Source organism: Geomonas oryzae (assembly GCF_004117875.1).
GTDB lineage: Bacteria > Desulfobacterota > Desulfuromonadia > Geobacterales > Geobacteraceae > Geomonas > Geomonas oryzae.
Map to the genome: position 1 here is coordinate 55,885 of NZ_RAHW01000004.1, position 18,679 is coordinate 74,563.

General features: G+C 63.2%; 17 protein-coding genes. 14 read left to right on the forward strand and 3 right to left on the reverse strand.

The genetic code is table 11. The annotated features are described in order from the left end of the window. Window positions 1-21 precede the first annotated feature (21 nt). Window positions 22-606: a tRNA (mnm(5)s(2)U34)-methyltransferase gene (locus D6Z24_RS10980; protein ID WP_162605116.1), complete on the forward strand. Its 585-nt coding sequence runs from the start codon at window positions 22-24 to the stop codon at window positions 604-606. Next, window positions 606-1,781: a bacteriohopanetetrol glucosamine biosynthesis glycosyltransferase HpnI gene (hpnI, locus tag D6Z24_RS10985; RefSeq protein WP_129126638.1), complete on the forward strand. Its 1,176-nt coding sequence runs from the start codon at window positions 606-608 to the stop codon at window positions 1,779-1,781. Before D6Z24_RS10980 ends, hpnI begins: the two co-directional genes overlap by 1 nt. On the opposite strand, the gene D6Z24_RS10990 is transcribed toward hpnI, so the two are convergent. The 3 genes from D6Z24_RS10990 to D6Z24_RS11000 form a co-directional block, all read right to left on the reverse strand. Then, window positions 1,749-1,961 (reverse strand): DUF2905 domain-containing protein, encoded by a 213-nt coding sequence (locus tag D6Z24_RS10990; RefSeq protein ID WP_129126639.1) that lies wholly within the window; start codon window positions 1,959-1,961, stop codon window positions 1,749-1,751. The genes hpnI and D6Z24_RS10990 overlap by 33 nt on opposite strands. A 217-nt stretch (window positions 1,962-2,178) precedes the next feature. Next, window positions 2,179-2,709, reverse strand: a complete 531-nt coding sequence (locus tag D6Z24_RS10995; protein WP_129126640.1) for an epoxyqueuosine reductase QueH — start codon at window positions 2,707-2,709, stop codon at window positions 2,179-2,181. A gap of 8 nt (window positions 2,710-2,717) precedes the next feature. Next, complete coding sequence (locus D6Z24_RS11000; protein WP_129126641.1) at window positions 2,718-4,550, reverse strand: cytochrome C; 1,833 nt, start codon at window positions 4,548-4,550, stop codon at window positions 2,718-2,720. A 254-nt stretch (window positions 4,551-4,804) separates the two neighbouring features. On the opposite strand from D6Z24_RS11000, the gene D6Z24_RS11005 reads away from it, so the two are divergent. From D6Z24_RS11005 to D6Z24_RS11060, 12 genes are all read left to right on the forward strand, one after another. Next, the gene (locus D6Z24_RS11005; RefSeq protein WP_129126642.1) at window positions 4,805-6,103 is read left to right on the forward strand and encodes a cytochrome C; all 1,299 of its coding nucleotides are present in this window, start codon (window positions 4,805-4,807) and stop codon (window positions 6,101-6,103) included. A 74-nt stretch (window positions 6,104-6,177) separates the two neighbouring features. After that, window positions 6,178-6,537 carry a cytochrome C gene (locus D6Z24_RS11010; protein WP_129126643.1) on the forward strand — a complete coding sequence of 120 codons (360 nt, stop codon included), beginning with the start codon at window positions 6,178-6,180 and terminating at the stop codon, window positions 6,535-6,537. A 5-nt stretch (window positions 6,538-6,542) separates the two neighbouring features. Next, window positions 6,543-8,747: a methyl-accepting chemotaxis protein gene (locus D6Z24_RS11015; protein WP_129126644.1), complete on the forward strand. Its 2,205-nt coding sequence runs from the start codon at window positions 6,543-6,545 to the stop codon at window positions 8,745-8,747. A 166-nt stretch (window positions 8,748-8,913) separates the two neighbouring features. Continuing rightward, window positions 8,914-9,720, forward strand: a complete 807-nt coding sequence (trpA, locus tag D6Z24_RS11020; protein ID WP_129126645.1) for a tryptophan synthase subunit alpha — start codon at window positions 8,914-8,916, stop codon at window positions 9,718-9,720. A 131-nt stretch (window positions 9,721-9,851) separates the two neighbouring features. Then, a complete protein-coding gene (gene accD / locus D6Z24_RS11025) occupies window positions 9,852-10,700 on the forward strand; it encodes an acetyl-CoA carboxylase, carboxyltransferase subunit beta (protein WP_129126646.1) in 849 nt (282 codons plus the stop codon). 116 nt (window positions 10,701-10,816) lie between these two features. Then, window positions 10,817-11,443 carry a LysE family translocator gene (locus D6Z24_RS11030; protein WP_129126647.1) on the forward strand — a complete coding sequence of 209 codons (627 nt, stop codon included), beginning with the start codon at window positions 10,817-10,819 and terminating at the stop codon, window positions 11,441-11,443. A gap of 68 nt (window positions 11,444-11,511) precedes the next feature. Continuing rightward, the gene (locus D6Z24_RS11035) at window positions 11,512-12,786 is read left to right on the forward strand and encodes a bifunctional folylpolyglutamate synthase/dihydrofolate synthase (protein ID WP_129126648.1); all 1,275 of its coding nucleotides are present in this window, start codon (window positions 11,512-11,514) and stop codon (window positions 12,784-12,786) included. A 50-nt stretch (window positions 12,787-12,836) separates the two neighbouring features. Beyond that, entirely contained in the window at window positions 12,837-14,891 is a 2,055-nt protein-coding gene (locus D6Z24_RS11040) for an LPS-assembly protein LptD (protein ID WP_129126649.1), read from the forward strand. Between the two features lie 135 nt (window positions 14,892-15,026). Further along, window positions 15,027-16,094 carry a dTDP-glucose 4,6-dehydratase gene (rfbB, locus tag D6Z24_RS11045; protein WP_129126650.1) on the forward strand — a complete coding sequence of 356 codons (1,068 nt, stop codon included), beginning with the start codon at window positions 15,027-15,029 and terminating at the stop codon, window positions 16,092-16,094. 164 nt (window positions 16,095-16,258) lie between these two features. After that, complete coding sequence (gene rfbD / locus D6Z24_RS11050; protein ID WP_129126651.1) at window positions 16,259-17,092, forward strand: dTDP-4-dehydrorhamnose reductase; 834 nt, start codon at window positions 16,259-16,261, stop codon at window positions 17,090-17,092. Window positions 17,093-17,121: 29 nt separating this feature from the next. Then, window positions 17,122-17,514 (forward strand): cupin domain-containing protein, encoded by a 393-nt coding sequence (locus D6Z24_RS11055; RefSeq protein WP_246014663.1) that lies wholly within the window; start codon window positions 17,122-17,124, stop codon window positions 17,512-17,514. Then, window positions 17,515-18,663, forward strand: a complete 1,149-nt coding sequence (locus D6Z24_RS11060; RefSeq protein ID WP_129126653.1) for a Na+/H+ antiporter NhaA — start codon at window positions 17,515-17,517, stop codon at window positions 18,661-18,663. Window positions 18,664-18,679 lie beyond the last annotated feature (16 nt).

Here is an 18,679-nt window from a genome sequence, read left to right on the forward strand (position 1 = left end):
ATCCAGACTGTGGGGGATGTCTTGAGTACTTCGAAAAAACCTGAAACCCTGCGCGGGGCGGTGCCCTTGTCGCACTACTTCCTGAGGGGGCGGGTGCGACCGGGGGATCTGGTCGTGGACGCTACCTGCGGCAACGGGTTCGACACGCTTCTGCTCGCCCGACTGGTCGGGGAAGCCGGAACGGTATGGGCCTTCGACGTCCAGCCGGTCGCCATCGCAGCTACCCGGGAACTCCTCGAGCGGGAAGGATGCCTCGACCCGGTGCGTCTCATCGAGGCGGGACACGAACGGCTCGGCGAGTTCGTGCCGGAGGGAATCGCGGCGGCCGTCTTCAACCTGGGCTACCTCCCGGGCGGGGACGCCTCCCTCATCACCGACCCGGCCAATACCGTCGCCGCTTTGGAGCAGGCGGCACAACTCCTAGCCCCGGGGGGCATCCTCACCGTCGCCCTATACACCGGGCACGAGGGCGGTCCCGAGGAGGCGCAAGCTGTCGAGAACTGGGCGGCCTCCCTGCACCCCGGCCGCTTCAACGTCTGGCGCCACCGGCAGTTGAACCGCCCTGAAATCGCACCTTATCTCGTCTTCGTGGAAAGGATCCGCTGATGTTACGCGACGCCCTCCCGTTTCTCCTGGTCGCCCCCTCGCTCGCCTACGCCGCGATCACCCTGCACTGCGGGCGGAGTTTCTTCCGCGGCATAAAACCGCTGCCCGATCACGCACCGCCGGTCTCCATCCTGAAGCCGGTGCGCGGCGTCGACGGCGACAGCTTCGAGAACTTCGCCTCTTTCTGCGTCCAGGACTACCCCGAGTACCAGATCGTCTTCGCCGTCGCCTCGGGCGACGATCCGGTGATCCCCATCATCCGCCGCCTCATCGACTCCTTTCCCGAGCGGGACATCGAGCTCGTCGTCGATTCCTCCATACACGGCTCGAACTACAAGGTCTGCAACCTCATGCACGCCTACGCGAGGGCGAAGCACCCGCTCATCGTCGTCTGCGACAGCGACATCAGGGTGGAAAAGGGGTACCTGCGCGCGGTGTGCGCCCCCTTCGCCGATCCGAAGGTCGGGCTGGTCACCTCGCTATACCGCAGCACCGAGGTGCGGGGGGCGGGGTGCGCCATCGAGGCGCTCGGCTTTTGCTGCGAGATGATGCCCAACGTGATGACGGCGCTGAAGCTCGAGGGGCTTTCCTTCGCGCTTGGGGCGTCGATGGCGGTGCGGCGGGAGGCTTTGGAGAAAATCGGGGGCTTCGAGGCGCTGGTCGATTACCTGGCCGACGACTACCAACTCGGGAACATGATCTTCAAGGCGGGGTACCGGCTCGAGCTTTCACCGTACTTCGTGGAGAGCATGATGCGCGGGGACGAGAAGCTCTCCGAACTCCTGTCGCGGCAGTTGCGCTGGGGGCGCACCATGCGCGTCTCCCGCCCGGGGGGGTATCTCGCCTCCGGGATCACGCTCCCTTTCCCTGGGGCGCTCCTTGCGGTTCTCGTTTCCGGCTTCTCCGCGGTGGGGTGGGGGGCGGCGGCGCTTCTCTACCTCGTGCGCTCCCTGGTATCGACGGCGTACAGCCGGGCGCTCGTCAAGGACCGGCTTCTGCCGCGCTGGCTGTGGCTCGTACCGCTGCGCGACGCGCTTTCGTTCGTAGTGTGGGGATTGTCTCTTGTCGGCAACCGCGTGCGCTGGCGCGGGGACCTCTTCGAGCTGGAGAAGGGGGGGAAGATCGTGCCGCTGCGGGCCGCCTTACCTGCGGAAGAACCAGAGGATCAGGGATAATAAGAGCGAGATGATGATGCTGGTGGCGAGCGGGAAGTAGAAGGTGAAGTTCTCCTTCTTCACGTAGATATCGCCCGGCAGCCGTCCTATCCAGGGGATCTTTCCGGCGAGGGTGAAGACGGCGCCGATGGCGGCGATGATGAGCCCTAGTATGATGAGGGATTTGCCGAAGGAGGGCATCTTTGGTCCTGTGGTTTGCTTGAGGTGGCTGTAGGGTGTGGGTAAATCCCCCCCGTCCCCCCTTCGCCAAGGCTACGTGGGGCAGGCTCCCCCTTCGCAAAGGGGGGAGCGCGAGGTCACCTGCAGCGCTTCGTGGACACACTTGTCGCCGTTCCCCGGAATTCCCCGATGAACCTTCGCAAAGGGGGGAACGCCGGGGCTATTGCAGCGCTATGGCCTACTTCCTGACGTAGCGTTCCTTCTCGCTGTAGATGCAGCCGCAGTATTTCTGGCGGTAAAGACCCATTTCCTTGGAAAGGTTGATCCCTTCCTGCCAGCCGGTCCTGAAGTCCTCGTAGTGGAATTCCACCCCGTAACGCTCGCCAAGTTTGACACCAAGTTCGCGTATCATCTGCTGGTTTTGGTACCTGCTGTAGAGAAGGGTGGAGCTGAACCGGCTAAAGCCCAGCTCCGCCGCGGTTCTCGCCGCTTCCTCGAGCCTCGAGCGGTAGCAGTAGGCGCAGCGCCCCTGCGGCTCGCCCGCCACGTTCGAGAGAAACTCCTCCAGGAGGTATTCCTCCCGGTAGATCACCTCGAGTTCCACCATCTGCGCGTAACTCTTCAGCGCCTCCATCCGGAGCTTGTACTCCGTGTAGGGGTGGATGTTGTGGTTGAAGAAGAGCCCCGTGACGTCAAGCCCGGCGGAGCGGAGCTCCTTGACCGGATAGATGGCGCAGGGGCCACAGCATATATGCAGAAGTATCTTCATGGTCCGCCTTATGGACGCGCCCCACCCGGGCCACCCAACAGGTACTTTATGGCATCCGCCTTGACCTTGGCAAAGGCGTCCGCGTAGGCCGTGCTCGGGACCTGCGACGCGATGAAGTACCCTCCCATGATCGGGTTGCTGAGCGATACCTTGCCGGTGCCGCTGTTCACGGCAAGGGTGGCGTTGTTGATGGCGCTTTCCACGTCGTTGTCGAGGATGCCGTTGTTGAGCCAGTCGATGGAATCGTAGATGAGCCGCTTGGTGTAGATGCGGTTGTGCGCGAAGGCGCCGGGGTCGTTTTGCAGCAGGCTCGAGTTGAAGAACGCACCCATGGTGTTGGCGCCGCCGCCGGGGAACGCGGCGTTGTAGTCGGAGTTCTTGTTCGCCAGAGGGCGCACCTTGGAGCGCGAGGGGTTGAGCGTGCTGGCCGGCAGGGACGGGTCGGTCTTGAGAACGTTCAACATCGCGAGGGCTGCGGCGTAGCCGTCCTTTTCGGATTGCAGGAATGCCGGGCTCAGCTCGTGATCGCCTATGTGACAGTGGGCGCAGGTCTTGCTGGTGATGGCCGAGATGATGCCTTGGCTGTCCTCTTCCACCGGGAGGAAGGTGTGCGTGGCGTTGCTGTTCATGTGGCAGGTCACGCAGGGGCCGCTGTTGCCGGTGCCGTGCTCGTTTGCGACGCCGATGAGCCTGTGCAGGTAGTAGTCCGGAACGTAGTTGCGGCCGGGGAACTCATACCCCCCGGTGCGGAAGACCAGGGTTGCCGCGGCGCGGTCGTGGGCTCCCGGGGTGTTGGTGTTGCTGAAGTCCATCCCGGCGGCAACCGCGTCATAGATCATCGAGCCGATGCCACGGCCGGAGTGGCAGGGGACGCAGATGTTGGATGCGGTGACGTCGGGGTAGGTCGTTGCCTTGTTGTTCAGTTTCACCGTCGGGGAGCTGTTGGCCGACGAGAAGTTGTAATAGATGACGGCAGGGGCGACGGTGCGTGCCACCCAGCTGTAGGAGCGTCCCTTGCCGTTGTCGTGGCATACGTCGCAGCCGGTGACTTCCTTAGTCTTGTCCGGCGACGGGGTGTCCGCAGGCTGCGCCGCGCCGGGAGCCACTTTCTGGGGGTAGTTCTGCACCACCTGGTAGTTCGGACCGGCAAAGGGTTTCTGAACCTTGAAGCCGCTGGTCACGAAGTTGATGTAGCCGGTGGAGGTGTGGCAGCGCACGCAGTAGTACTGGAAGGTGGTGGCGGCCGGTTCGTAGGTGCCACGGGTCTTGAAGTCGTAGTTGGACCTGGCCTTGGTCACGTTGCCGTGCCCGGAGTCGGCCCAGTCCCTGTTCACGTTGATGGCCGCGGTCGGGTTGTGCGGGTTATGACACTTGCGGCAGTTGCCGACGTAGTTCGAGCTCACGTACGAGGCGCGGTACTTGCTGTCGGAGAAGCTGGTCGTCATGTTGCCGAAGTGCTGCGGTGCAAGCCTGACCATGAGATCGGTCGGGTGGGAGAGGCCGTGGCATTTGCCGCATTTGCCCGAGGCGTCCGGATTCTGGAGTGCTACGCCGCTGCCGCCGCCGTGGCACTTGGAGCAGGAGCTCGGATGCCCGGGATGGGGTTCGTGGCAGTCGGCGCATCCTGCCGCGTTGGCGGTGTTGTGGGATGAGGCCATCCACTCCTTTACGATGAGCTCTCCCGTACCGGGGGAGACCGAGCCGCCGTGACAGCTCGCGTCCATGCATTTCTGGGATTGGGCGAGTTTGGAAACACTCCCCGAGGTACCGGTGGTGCTGCTCCCGCATGCGGCGAGAAGGAGAGAAATGAGGATTATGAATACAATATTTCTTAGCAACATAGCATGCCCTCCCAGAATTTTAGACGCTATCTTATAGCATTATCCACAGCAAAAAAGTAGAGAAAAATGAGTATCGGCTCACAGGGGCGGCGCTTTTCTGTTTCCTCCTTTTTGTTAAGTTGACTTCACTTCGTCAATATTGTAATAATCATCCGTCCAATTGCGCCAAGTATGCATCAGGCGGGGAATTCAGCCGGGCCAGTGCCATTAGTTGTATTTAATTTTCAGTGCTGATTGCAATGCAGGAGTCCATCATGTTTCTCAAAAAGCATACTTCCGCAGTCATGTTCTTTCTCGGTGTCTCCCTTGCTCCCCTGCTGGTCCCGGGTCATGCCGATGCGATACCCGCCTTCAGCCGGCAGCACAAGACGGAATGTTCCACCTGCCACACCATCTACCCCGAACTGAACGAGTTCGGCGACGCCTTCCTGAAAAACGGCTACGTGTGGCCCCACAAGAAGGGCGAGGCGGCAAAGGGCGCCGAGCCGGTGGGCAACGAGTGGGCCGCCATCTCCGGCCTGCCGCAGCAGATCCCGATTTCGCTCACCGCGAGCGCCGACCTAGCCTACGACGAGGACGCCGCCGACGGCAACAAGGTCGACCTTTCGGCAAGATCCATCACGCTGCAGGCGGGGGGCTCCTTCCGCGACCTGGTCGGCTTCTTCGCGACCTACAACCTCTACTCCCAGGGGATGCAGCGGGCTTCGACCCTCTCCACCCCCGCAGCGAACACCAACGTTCCTCCCGGCAACACCCCCGACCTCGACGAACTGTTCATCGTATGGCGCCAGGCCGCCGGCACGCCGATAAATGTAAAGGTCGGACGGTTCGAGCCGAAACTCTCCCTCTGGAAGAAGAGCAACCGCATCCTTCCGGTTCCGTCCTACGCCTCGACCACCTACCGCGTCGGTTTCTCCCCGTTCAGCAGCGACGCGACCGAAGACGGCGTCGAGCTCAACGCGCTTCTCGGCAACCGCCTCTTCGTCGCGGCGGGCGTCGTGGACCGAAACGGCCAGGACCGCGAGGACGGCTACGGGCACATCTCCTACAAGATCGGCGGGACCGACCTGAAGGGACAGGAGCCCGAGGTGGACCTGGAGCATGACAGCATCTGGGACTTTTTGAGCGTGACCCTGGGCGGCTTCGGCTACTGGGGGCAAAACGGCGAGCTGGACGGCGACGGCATCTCGCGAAACCGCAACAACTTCCGCCGCATCGGCGCAGAGGCCGACATCCTTTACAAACGCCTGCATCTGAAGGGAAGCGGCAGCTTCGGCAGGGATTCCAACCCCGACTTCTCTCTCTTCGCTGCGAGCGTGGACAGCCGCGCCTACACCCTGGAAGGCGAGTACTACCTCGGCGCGCCGGTCAGCCTGGTCCCGCTTTTCCGCTACGAGTACCTGAACGCCGGCTACGGCTCGGTAAAACGTTTAACCCCGGGCCTGGCCTATGCCCCGTTGCAGAACCTTAGGCTGTCGCTTGAGTACACCCACAGCATCGCCCCGGAGGGGACGGGCAACATCGCTTTCGCCTCCATCGCCTTCAGCCTCTAGCTTAAGGCACCGGAAATGCTCAGCACGGCGGCTTCTGCCGTCGTAGATAATGTCTCGGAGGAATCAGCACCCCTATGAAAAAGCTCCTCGTTACCATGCTCCTCGTCGCAGCCACCGCAACCTCGGCCCACGCCGGTCTCAAAGTCATCGGCAGGGGCGACGCCATGCGCCTTGATCCTTCCTCCTTTCCCCCGGCCATGAAGGCGAACTACGAGATCGTCAGGGTCAAATGTGTCAAATGTCACACCCTCGAGCGCACCATCGTCGCCATCCAGACCGGTGTTGCTCCCATCTCCGGCCAGCCCTTCGACCGCAACGCCACCAAGGCGTACGGCATCAAGATGCTGAGGAAGCCGGACTCCAACATGAACAAGGCCGAAGTGAAGGCCTCCGTCGACCTGATGAACTACCTCCTCTCTGAATCGGAGAAGTAACCGACATGAAAGACCTGACCCTGCGCAGCCGCCTGATCGGGTCGTTCCTGATCATGGCCGTCCTGGTCGCCTTCACCGGCGGTTTCGGTGCCCTCAACATCAAGCGGGTCGGCGGCCAGATCCAGAACATCCTCGAGCAGCTCTCCAAGCAGCAGAAACTGGTGCTCCTCATGGGGGTGACCCAGAAGTACTGCCACGTGAGCCTCATGCAGGCGGCCCTGGTTCATAACGACCCGGAGAAGCTGCAGGAATACATCGACGACTACCAGATGAAGCGGGACACCCTGCTGAGCCAGGCCCAGATCATCCTTGAGGGGAACAAGAAGCTCGGCGTGCTCCCGGCCGAGAAGGGGAGCGTGGTCGAGAAGCGCACCCGTCAGTTCCTGGCGAGCTGGGGCGAGTTCGAGAAGGTAGCCGACGAGCTGATTGCGCGTAAAGAAGCCCTACTGAAGGGGGTTCCACCGGGGGTGATCAGCCAGGCGGCCAAGGATGCCCTCGCCGATGCGCGCTTAAACAAGCTCGCCAACGAGGAGATCGCCATCGCCAACGACAAGGCGAAGGAGGATCTGGACGACATCCTGGTCGAGGTCGGCAACAAGATGACCGCGGCGAACAAGCAGGTCACCGAGATTCAGCGTTCGGCAGGGGTCACCTTCGCGGCGGTCATCGTGGTCGCCGTGGCGCTGGCCATCGCGCTCGGGCTTCTCATCACCCGCAACATCGTCACGCGCGTGAGGACGATGGCCTCCGCCGTGAACCGCGGCGCCGAGGGTGATCTCACCGCCGTGATCGAACTTGGGAACCAGGACGAGATCGGCAAGCTCGGCAGCGATTTCAACGAGATGGTCGGCAGGCTCTCCGGGATGATCGGCAAGGTCTCCCGCTCCTCGAGCGAACTCGCGGTCATCTCCGATACCATGGCCAAGGCCTCCCACACCGTGGTGCAGTCGGCGAAGACGCAGGCGGAGAGCGTCTCCAAGACCTCGGCCGCCATCGTGCAGATCAACACCTCGGTGAAAGGGGTGGGGCAGGGGGTCGACTCCCTCTCCATTTCCGCCTCGGAAAGCTCCTCCTCCATCCTCGAGATGGCCTCGAGCGTCGAGGAGGTCGTGCAGAACATGGAGAACCTCGCACTCTCGGTGAACGAGGTGAGCTCCTCCATCGTCGAGATGGGCGCTTCCATAAAGCAGGTGGGTAACGGCGTTGTGAGCCTCATGGAGGTATCCACGGCGACGGCATCCTCGGTCATGGAGATGGACAGCTCCATCAAGCAGGTCGAGCGAAACGCCAACGAGACCGCGGCCATTTCGAAGGCGGTCCGCGTCGACGCGGAGACCGGCCGCGAGGCGGTCGAGGCGGTGATCACCGGCATGCAGGAAATCAAGCACGCCTCGCAGATCACGAGCGAGGTCATCGCGACCCTTTCCGAGCGTGCCACCGACATCGGCGACATCCTCTCCGTAATCGACGAGGTCGCCGAGCAGACGAACCTTCTGGCCCTGAATGCCGCCATCATCGCGGCCCAGGCCGGTGAACACGGCAAGGGGTTTGCTGTCGTAGCCGACGAGATCAAGGAGCTCTCCGAGAGGACCTCCAGCTCCACCCGCGAGATCTCCCTGGTGATCCGGGCGGTGCAGGACGAGACCCGGCGCGCGGTGGAGGCGATCGATCAGTCCGAGCGCTCCATCGCCGAAGGCGAGCTCCTCTCGCAGAAGTCCGGCGAGGCGCTCACCAAGATCGTGGTAGGGGTCACCGAAGCGACCGCACAGGTGACCGAGATTGCCCGCACCACCGTCGAGCAGGCCAAAGGGAGCCAGATGATCCGTGAGGCGATGGAGCAGGTCTCCGAGATGGTGGCCCAGATCGCCAAGGCGACCCGCGAGCAGGGGCAGGGGAGCGAGCTCATCATGGCAGCCGTCGAGAACATGAAGAGCCTGACCTCCCAGGTGCTCTCCTCCACCCGCGAGCAGAACAAGGTGGGGAACCTGATCGCCCAGTCCACCGAGAGCATCACCGAGATGATCCGTCACATAAAGCGTGCCTGCGACGAGCAGTCCCGCGGCTCCGAGCAGATCGTCATGTCCGTCGAGGACATCCAGCAGGCGACCGAGGTGAACCTCGAGTCGACCCGTGTCATGGACGAGGCGGTCTACAAGCTCTTCCGCCAGACCGAGATGCTGAAGCAGGAGATGGAAGCCTTCAAGATCTAGGGACGCCTCCGGCGCCCTCTTTTGCCGTACCGATCAAATCCCCCTCTCCCCGAGGGGGACTTTTTTTGTTATAAGGGGAAGCCGCCGGAAGGCCGGAGCCTTCAACTCATAACGTAGAACGTTGAACGTAGAACGTAGAACGTCTTTCAGGTTTTAAGGAGTTGCCATGGGCAGGATTGCCGATAGATTCGCAGCACTCAAAGCAAAAGGGGAAAAGGGGCTGGTGACCTTCATCACCGCCGGCGACCCGGACCTCGCCACCACCGAACAGGCGGTACTGGAACTGGAGAAGGCCGGGGCCGACCTGATCGAGCTCGGGGTACCCTTCTCCGATCCGATGGCGGACGGGCCGACCATCCAGCTCTCCTCGGACCGGGCCTTGGCCTCGGGGACCACGCTCCCGGGCATTCTCGAACTGGTCGCGCGCCTGCGCGTGAAAACAGAGATCCCGATCGTCCTCATGGGGTACTTCAACCCGATCTTCGCCTACGGGGCCGAGCGCTTCGCCTGCGATGCCGCCAAGGCGGGCGTGGACGCGCTCCTCGTCGTGGACCTCCCCCCGGAAGAGGCGCCCGAGTTGAAGGAGCACACCGACCGCTGCGGCCTCGACCTCATCTTCCTCCTGACGCCGACCTCGGACGCCGAGCGCGTCGCGTCGGTTGCGCGCCAGGGTAGCGGCTTCATCTACTACGTCTCGGTGACCGGCGTGACCGGTGCGAGGAGCGCGGTGGCCGACACCCTCGCCGAACGCGTCACCGAGGTGCGGGACGCGCTCAGCCTGCCGCTCGTGGTCGGCTTCGGCATATCCACCCCGGAGCAGGCCGGGCAGGTGGCTCAGGTCGCCGACGGCGTGGTGGTGGGGAGCGCCCTGGTGAAGTATTTCGAGAAATACCAGGGGGCGGAACTGCTGCGGGAGCTCTCCTCCTTCGTCGGCGCTCTAAAACAGGGGGTGCGGCAATCGTCCGCGGGATAATCCCGTTATTCCGGTAAGTTGGCGCGCATGGCGCACCGTTTTGTTTGACATGCATCAAGCGATCTGCTAAGAAACAGCGCTGATTTACGACTAAATAAAACAGTTGGGGACTTCCCCACGAGAGGGCACATATGGCTTGGTTCAAAAGAGACAACCCGCCTAAGGCAAGAGGGCCGGAGCACAAGGTGAAGGTGCCGGAAGGGCTTTGGACGAAGTGCGTTAGCTGCGCAGAGACCATCTATACGAAGGACATCGAGAGCAACCTGAACGTCTGCCCTAAGTGCGGCCACCACTACCGCATCTCCACCAAGAGGAGGATCGAACTCCTCATCGACGAGGGGACCTTCGTCGAGTTCGACGCCGGGATGGTGTCGGTCGACTTCCTCGAGTTCAAGGACAGCAAGAGCTACCAGGAGCGCATCGACCAGGCCCTGGCGAAGAAAGGGAGCAAGGACGCCATCGTCTGCGGCTCCGGCAAGATCGAGGGGACCCCGGTGCAGCTGTGCGTCTTCGACTTCTCCTTCATGGGGGGCTCCATGGGGAGCGTCGTGGGCGAGAAGATCACCCGCGGCATCGAGCGCGCCCTTGCCGAAGGCACCCCCTGCATCATCGTCTCCGCTTCCGGCGGCGCCAGGATGCAGGAGAGCATCCTCTCCCTCATGCAGATGGCGAAGACCTCCGCGGCCCTTGCCAAGCTCCGCGAGGCCGGGCTTCCCTTCGTCTCCATCCTGACCGACCCGACCACCGGCGGCGTCACCGCGAGCTTCGCGATGCTGGGCGACGTCAACATGGCCGAGCCGAAGGCGCTCATCGGTTTCGCAGGCCCCCGCGTCATCGAGCAGACCATCCGCCAGAAGCTCCCGCAGGGCTTCCAGCGTTCCGAGTACCTGCTCGACCACGGCATGGTGGACGTCATCGTCGAGCGGAGCAAGATGAAAGCGCAGCTCTCCAGCATCCTGAAGATGCTCTACAGAAACTAAAAAGAAACCTGACCGGCGCTGACATCGAGGGGTTAAGGCAGAGGAGGGCTCCCTCCCCAACCTTGGCCCCTTTTTTTTCTTGTCCGACGCAACTTTAACCTTAGCCCGAGGTTCCCATGGTATCCCTCACCCAGCTCGCCCTGTTCTCCGTCGCCTCCACGCTGCTCATCTTCACCCCGGGCCCCGACATCATCTACGTGATGACGCGCGGCGTGGCACAGGGGAGAAAGGCCGGCCTCGCGGCGGCGGCAGGGTTCGCGCTCGGCAACTTCGCGCACACCTTCTTCGCCATCGTCGGCCTCTCCGCCCTGATCACCTCTTCGGCGACCGCCTTTGCCTGCGTAAGGTACGCCGGTGCCGCTTATCTCATGTACATCGGCTACAAGATGCTCCGCAGCAAGGCGTCCATCGTCCCGGAGGGGGCGGCGGGGGAACTCGCCTGCCGGGTGATCTTTCGTCAAAGCATCCTCGCCAACATCATGAACCCGAAGGTGGCGCTCTTCTTTCTCGCCTTCTTCCCGCAGTTCGTGGAGCGCTCGCGCGGCGGCGTACCCATGCAGATGCTCGTTCTCGGCAGCACCTTCGTCGTTCTGACCATGCTCGGCTTCGGCCTTGTGGCGCTTCTCTCCGGTGAGATCGGGCGGTGGCTGAACCGCAGTGCGGGCGCCGGGAACCGGATCGGGCAGGTGGCCGGCTGCATCCTGATGGCCCTCGGGCTGCGTCTGGCCTGGCCCGAGGCCTGAGGCAGGCGCCCTTTAGCCCCGATTGATATGGACTTTTTCATGCTCTTTACCTATAATCCCGCCCTGTCATGACCTACGCGGAGACCCTCGAGCACATCTACGCCCTGGGACGCTTCGGCATCAAGCCGGGGCTCGACAGGATAATCCCGCTTCTCGCCGCACTGGGCAATCCGCAGGAGACCTTCAAAACGGTCCACGTGGTCGGCACCAACGGCAAGGGGTCGACCTCTTCCTTCCTCGCCTCCATCCTAGGCGCCGGCGGCTACAGAACCGGACTTTTCACCTCGCCGCATCTGATCTCCTTCACCGAGCGCATGAAGGTGAACGGCGCGGAGATCGAGGAGGACGAAGTGGCGCGGCTGGCCGCCCTGGTGCTTGCCGCCGCCCCGAAAGAGAGCACCTTCTTCGAGATCGTCACCGCTTTGGCCGCCCTCTATTTCGCCGAGAGCGGGGTGGACATCGCCATCTTCGAGGCGGGGATGGGAGGACGCCTCGACGCCACCAACGCACTCAACGGTATCCTTTGCGCCATCGCGCCGATCTCCCTCGAGCACACCGATTATCTCGGCAGTACCGTCGAGGAGATCGCCGCGGAGAAGGCCGGGATCTGCAAACCCGGCGCCCCGGTGGTGACCGCGCGCCAGCTGGCCGAGGCGCAGTTCATCATCGAGCACAACGCGAACCGCCTCGCCGCACCGCTTTACCGCCAGGGGGAGGCCTTCGACGCCTTCTGGATGGACCGCTCCCTTTACTACCGGGGCGTCTCGCTCACCCTGGACGGCCTGCAATGCGGTCTTTTGGGGCGCTATCAAAGCGGCAACGCGGCCCTCGCCCTGGCCTGCGCGGAGCTTCTCGGGGCCATCGGCTTTCCGGTGACGCCTCAGGCCATGGCCGCCGGGGTGGCCAACGCCCGCTGGCCCGGACGGATGGAGCTCATAGGCGACGCACCCCGCGTGCTGCTCGACGGCGCCCACAACCCGGCCGGTGCCCAGGCCCTTGCCGAGGCGCTCGAGGACATCCCGCGCGGGCGTCTGTTCCTCGTCATCGGCGTCATGGCCGACAAGGAGCTTTCCGGCATCCTCTCTCCGCTTTTGCCGCTCGTCGAGCGGGTCTTCGCGGTGGCGCCGGCCATCGACCGCGCCCTGCCCGCCGTGGAACTTGCCGGCTATTGTCTGGGGGCCGGGGTCGAGGCGCTGGCGGCCGGAAGCGTCGGCGAGGGGGTCGAGCTTGCGAGAAACGCGGCCGGTGACGACGACCTGATCGTGGTATGCGGTTCCCTCTTCACCGTCGGTGAGGCGAGGGGCCACCTGAAATCCAAGACCTTCGAGCCGTTCCGGGGATGAAACGGGACGGCAGACTGCACGGCGGGAAGTTCCGCCCGAACCGGAGTGCGATGAAACCTGCAAGAGCCTTGTGGCTCCTAACATACCTTCTTTTCTCCGCCGGGATTGCCCGGGGCGAGATGGCCCTCCCGAACAAGGAGGCGACCATCAAGGCGGACCACCTGTCGGTGGACACCCCGACCGACAGCTACCACGCCGAGGGGAACGTGCGCATCACCCAGGATGGTGCATCCCTGCTCGCCGACAGCGTCATCTATCACAGGTTGACCGGAGATGCGGTTGCCGAGGGGGACGTCCGACTCGAGCGCGGCGGCGATACCATGAACGGCAATAAGCTCCTTTTGAACCTGGTCACCCAGCACGGGGAGTTGTTGAACGGCGAACTCTTCGTGAAAAGATCCAATTTCCGCCTGCGCGCCGACCGGCTGCTGAAGACCGGGGATGCCGACTACCGGGTGGAGCGTGGGACCTTCACCACCTGCGACGGCGACCGCCCGAGCTGGCACTTCGAGGCGAGCAGGGTCGACCTTACCCTGGACGAATACGCGACGGCGAAACACGCGGTCTTCTACGTCGGCGACATCCCGTTGTTCTACACCCCGTACCTCATCTTCCCGGCCAACACCGAGCGGCAGTCCGGGCTCATGATACCGAAGCTCGGCTTCTCATCGAAGCGTGGCTTCTACATCGACCAGCCGTACTACTGGGCCATAAACCAGAGCCAGGAGGCGACCTTCAATCTGGACGTCGAGACCTCCCGCGGCGTGGGGAGCGGCGTAGAGTACCGGTACCTGCGGCCGCGCGGCAGCCAGGGGTACCTGCACGCCTTCGGTATCTACGACACCAATGAGAACGGGTTCCGCGGCGAGGTGCAGCAAAGGCACCTGGAAATCCTCACGCCCGACCTGACCCTTGCCTCCACCATCCACATGATCTCGGACCGCCGCTACTACCTCGATTACGGCGAGTTCTCCGGCGAATACAACCGCCAGCTCCTCGAATCGACCGTCTCTTTCGACCGGCGCTGGGACCGCTACGGTTTGAGCGGCGACCTGCGTTACGCCCAGGACCTCGAGGCGCCCACCAACGATGCCACGCTGCAGCGCTTGCCGAGACTGAGCTTCATCGCCGCAGGGGACAGAATCGGCCCGCTTCTTTTCTCCATGGACTCGAGCGTCTCCAATTTCATCCGCGACATCGGCGCGACCGGACAGCGCCTCGTCGTGCACCCGCGGCTTGCCTACTACGCGAAGCCGGGCGGCGCGCTCGACCTCTCGCTGTACGGAGGGTTCCAGCAGCGCCTGTACAACGCACGCGGCGACAGCCCCGATCCCGGATGGCACCGGATCGGTCAGGCCGACGGCGGGGCGACGGTGTCGCTTCCCCTGGAGCGGATCTACGACGGGACGACGCGCCACCTGCTGGTTCCCGAACTCCAGTACGTCTACGTGGAACGGCGCGCCGATCAGGATCTCCCGCTCTTCGACTACGATGACCGCGTCTTGGGGCAGAGCATCGCCTACCTCTCCCTCTCCAACACCTTCACCAGGAAGTACGTCAGGGAGGGGATGCCGGACGAGTACCGCGACATCCTGTACCTGAAACTGGCCCAAGGGTACCAGTTCTCGGGTGAGCGCCGCGACCTCCTCACGCTGGTCGACGAGGGGAACAAGCTCACCGACCTGATGCTCGAGAGCGTGGTCACCCCGATGCAGAACCTTTCCCTGCTCCTGGACGGGCGCTACAACATGGAGGACAACGAAGTCTCCACCGCCAACATCGGGGTCGAGTACAAGGGGGAGGGGAAGAAGGACATGGCCCGGCTCTCCTATCGCCACAGCAAGGGCGAGCTGGACTACCTGGACGCCGGTCTGGTCTTCCCGCTCGGGACACGGTTCACCGCCGATCTTGAGGGGCGCTACTCCTTCGACAGGGGCGCTTTCCTCGGCTCCCGCTACGCCCTGGAATACCGCCAGCAGTGCTGGAGCGTGGTCCTCGCCTATTCCGACCGTGTGCGCAGCCACCAGGTGACCGGCGAGCAGCAGTTCACGATAAATTTCTCGCTGGCCGGCCTGGGATCGCTGGGGCCGATGCGGACCATGTAGCCGGATTGCCCCGGTCGCCCGGCGCAGCCGTAAGAAGTTGACATTATTCTTTTCACCGGTGTATCTAAGAGAAGCCGCTGCCAAAGCCGGAACGCCGCGCTGAGGACAACGGCAGATCCTGGTCTGGAGGTTCACATGAAGGATGCATTCACCCCCACCTCGCTTTTGGTCACCGGGGGAGCGGGTTTCATCGGTTCCAATTTCATCAATCACTTCATGGCCGGCAATCCCGACTGCCGGGTCGTCAACCTCGACCTTTTGACCTACGCCGGAAACCTCAAGAACCTCACCGCGGTCGAGGCGAACCCGCAGTACCGTTTCGTGAAAGGGGACATCTGCGACGCGTCCCTGGTGGCCAGGCTTCTGGAAGAGGAGAAGATAGACGCCGTCGCGCACTTCGCCGCCGAGTCGCACGTCGACCGCTCCATCACCGGTCCCGACATCTTCGTGAAGACCAACGTCCTCGGTACGCAGACCCTCCTCGAGGCGAGCCGCAAACACGCCGAGAGTCTCCCTGCCTTCCGCTTCCTGCAGGTTTCCACGGACGAGGTGTACGGCAGCCTGGGGGCCGAAGGGTACTTCACCGAGGAGACTCCGCTTGCCCCCAACTCCCCGTACTCCGCCAGCAAGGCCGGGGCGGATCTCCTGGTGCGGGCGTACTTCGAGACCTTCGGCCTGCCGACCCTTAATACCCGTTGCTCCAACAACTACGGCCCCTATCATTTCCCCGAGAAGCTCATCCCGCTGATGATCCACAACATACTGAAGCGGCGCTCCCTGCCGGTGTACGGCGACGGCCTGAACGTGCGCGACTGGCTGCACGTGAAGGACCACTCCGCGGCGATCGAGCGTGTGTTGAAAAACGGGAAGCCGGGCGAGATCTTCAACGTGGGGGGGAACAACGAGTGGAAGAACATCGACATCGTGAAGCTCGTCTGCGATCTGATGGATGATCGGTTGGGGCGTGCCGCCGGTGAGAGCCGCGGGCTGATCACCTTCGTGAAGGACCGCAAGGGGCACGACCGGCGTTACGCCATCGATGCCTCGAAGTTGAAGCGCGATCTGGGCTGGGAGCCCAGTTACACCTTCGAGCGCGGCATCGCCGAGACCATCGACTGGTACCTGGCGAACCAGGCGTGGGTCGAGGAAGTCGCCTCCGGCGCCTACCGCGAATACTACGAGATGCAGTACGGCCGGGCTTAAAAAAAAACGGGTTCTACGTTCTAAGTTCTACGTTCTAGGTTAGAATCTTTGCCTGGTGCCTCGGGGGCTGTTTCCATGGGGACCACCTTCTTGCAAGCGATAGGATTCTGACGGTAACGTAGAACGTAGAACATAGAACGTAGAACGGTTTATAGGGGTTTGTGATGATTCTGGTAGTCGGCAGCAAAGGGATGTTGGGGCAGGAGTTGATGGCGCTTTACGGCGACCGCGCGCGGGGCGTCGACATCGACGACATCGACATCACCGACCTCGCTTCGGTGCAACGCGTCCTCACCACCATCAAACCGTCGGTGGTGATCAACGCGGCGGCCTACACCGACGTCGACGGCTGCCAGGACAACGCCGAACGCGCCATGGAGGTGAACGGCGAGGGGGTCGGCTACCTCGCCATGGTCAGCAAGGAGATCGGCGCGAAACTCGTGCAGGTGAGCACCGACTACATCTTCGACGGCAAGAAGGGGACCCCCTACCTCGAGGACGACCTGGCGTCGCCTTTGAGCGTGTACGGCGAATCGAAGCTCGCCGGCGAGATGAACGCCTGGTTCAACCCGAACCACCTGATCGTACGCACCCAGTGGCTCTACGGGCACGGCGGGAAGAACTTCGTGGAGACCATGCTGAGGCTCGCAAAGGACAAAAAGGAGATCTCCGTGGTGGACGACCAGATCGGCTCCCCGACCTGGACCGGCGACCTCGCCCTGGCCATCAAGGCCCTCCTGGAGAAGGGGTGCGAGGGGGTCTACCATGCCGCCAACGCGGGATTCGTCTCCTGGAACGGTTTCGCCAAGGAGATCTTCCGCCTGGCGGGCCTTGACGTCGCGGTTCTCGCCATGACCACGGAAGAACTCGGCCGGCCGGCGCCGCGCCCGCTCTATTCAACCCTGGACTGCGGCAAGCTCTCCCGGGATACCGGATTCACACCGCAGCCCTGGCAGGAGGCGCTCAGGCGCTATCTGGAGCTCAGGGAGGAAAAATAACCATGAAACAGGAACAAACGGAGGCCGTCATGGAGCGCGGAGAGCGTCCCTGGGGGACATACACCGTACTTGAAGAAAACGGCAGCTACAAGATAAAGCGCATCGAGGTGATGCCGGGACAGAGGCTGTCGCTGCAGATGCACCACCACAGAAGCGAGCACTGGATCGTCGTTTCCGGCACGGCACGGGTCACCTGCGGTGAGACGGTCAAGATCATCAACATCAACGAATCCACCTTCATCCCCATCGGCTCGACGCACCGTCTGGAGAACCCGGGCGTCATCCCCCTGGTGATCATCGAGGTGCAAAGCGGCGAGTACCTGGGCGAGGACGACATCGTCCGCTTCCAGGACGACTACCACCGCGTGGAGCATGAGCCCGAGGCCGACGGCGTCGGGGGCGGCGTGGAGCCTGTCGTATAGATGAAAAAGCAGCTAAGCCTGCTGCGGGAGTTCTCGGTCCCACTGGCTGCCGGCGTGATCGCCGCGCTCGCCTGGGCCAACCTCGCACCGCAGCAGTACCACCACTTCCTGCATGACCCGCTTCTCGCGGGTCTTTCTGTTCACTTCGTCACCAACGACCTGTTCATGGCGTTTTTCTTCGGCATCGCCGCCGTCGAGATCACCCAGAGCTGTCTGCCCGGCGGTGATCTGCATCCCTTGAAGCGCGCGGTGAACCCGCTGCTCGCCACGGTAGGGGGGATACTGGGGCCGGTTGCGCTCTATCTCATCCTCAACGCCTGGATCGGCGAGCCTGCGCTCGCCCGCGGATGGGGCATCCCGACCGCAACCGATATCGCGCTCGCCTGGCTTGCCGCGCGGTTCATCTTCGGCAAGGGACATCCCGCCATCGCCTTTCTGCTTTTGCTGGCGATAGCCGACGACGCCGTGGGGCTCGTCATCATCGCCCTTTTCTACGGTGACCCTCTTGCTCCGGTGCAGCCGGTCTGGCTTTTGCTTTGCGGCGCGGCGCTCGCCGTCTGCTATTTCCTGCGCCGGTTCAAGGTGGCGAACTACTGGCCCTATCTCGTTCTCGGCGGCACGCTGAGCTGGTTCGGCCTGCACCTGGCCCACCTGCACCCGGCGCTGGCGCTGACCTTGGTGGTGCCGTTTCTGCCCCACCCGAGCATGGAAAAGCGCCACATGTTCGACATCGATCCCGAGGACCTCACCCCGCTTTCCCGGTTCGAGCACGACTGGAAGCTCTTCGTCGACCTGGGGCTCTTCGTTTTCGGTCTCGTGAACGCGGGCGTGACCTTCGGAGCCGTCGGTACCGCCACCTGGCTCGTGCTCGCCTCCCTGATCGCCGGGAAGATGGTCGGCATCACCGCCTTCGGTCTATTGGGGACAAAGCTTGGCTTCCCGCTTCCCATAGGCCTCGGGGTGCGCGAACTCGTGGCGACCGGCCTCACCGCCGGCATAGGCTTCACCGTCGCCCTCTTCGTCGCCGGAGAGGCGTTTGCGGATCAGGATCTGGCCTCTTCCGCGAAGATGGGGGCGATGCTCAGCCTTTGCGCCTTTGTCCCCGCCGCCCTCGTGGCCAAGCTCGGACGCGGCGGGCGCTCATCCTGACAACGCCGTTCATGGA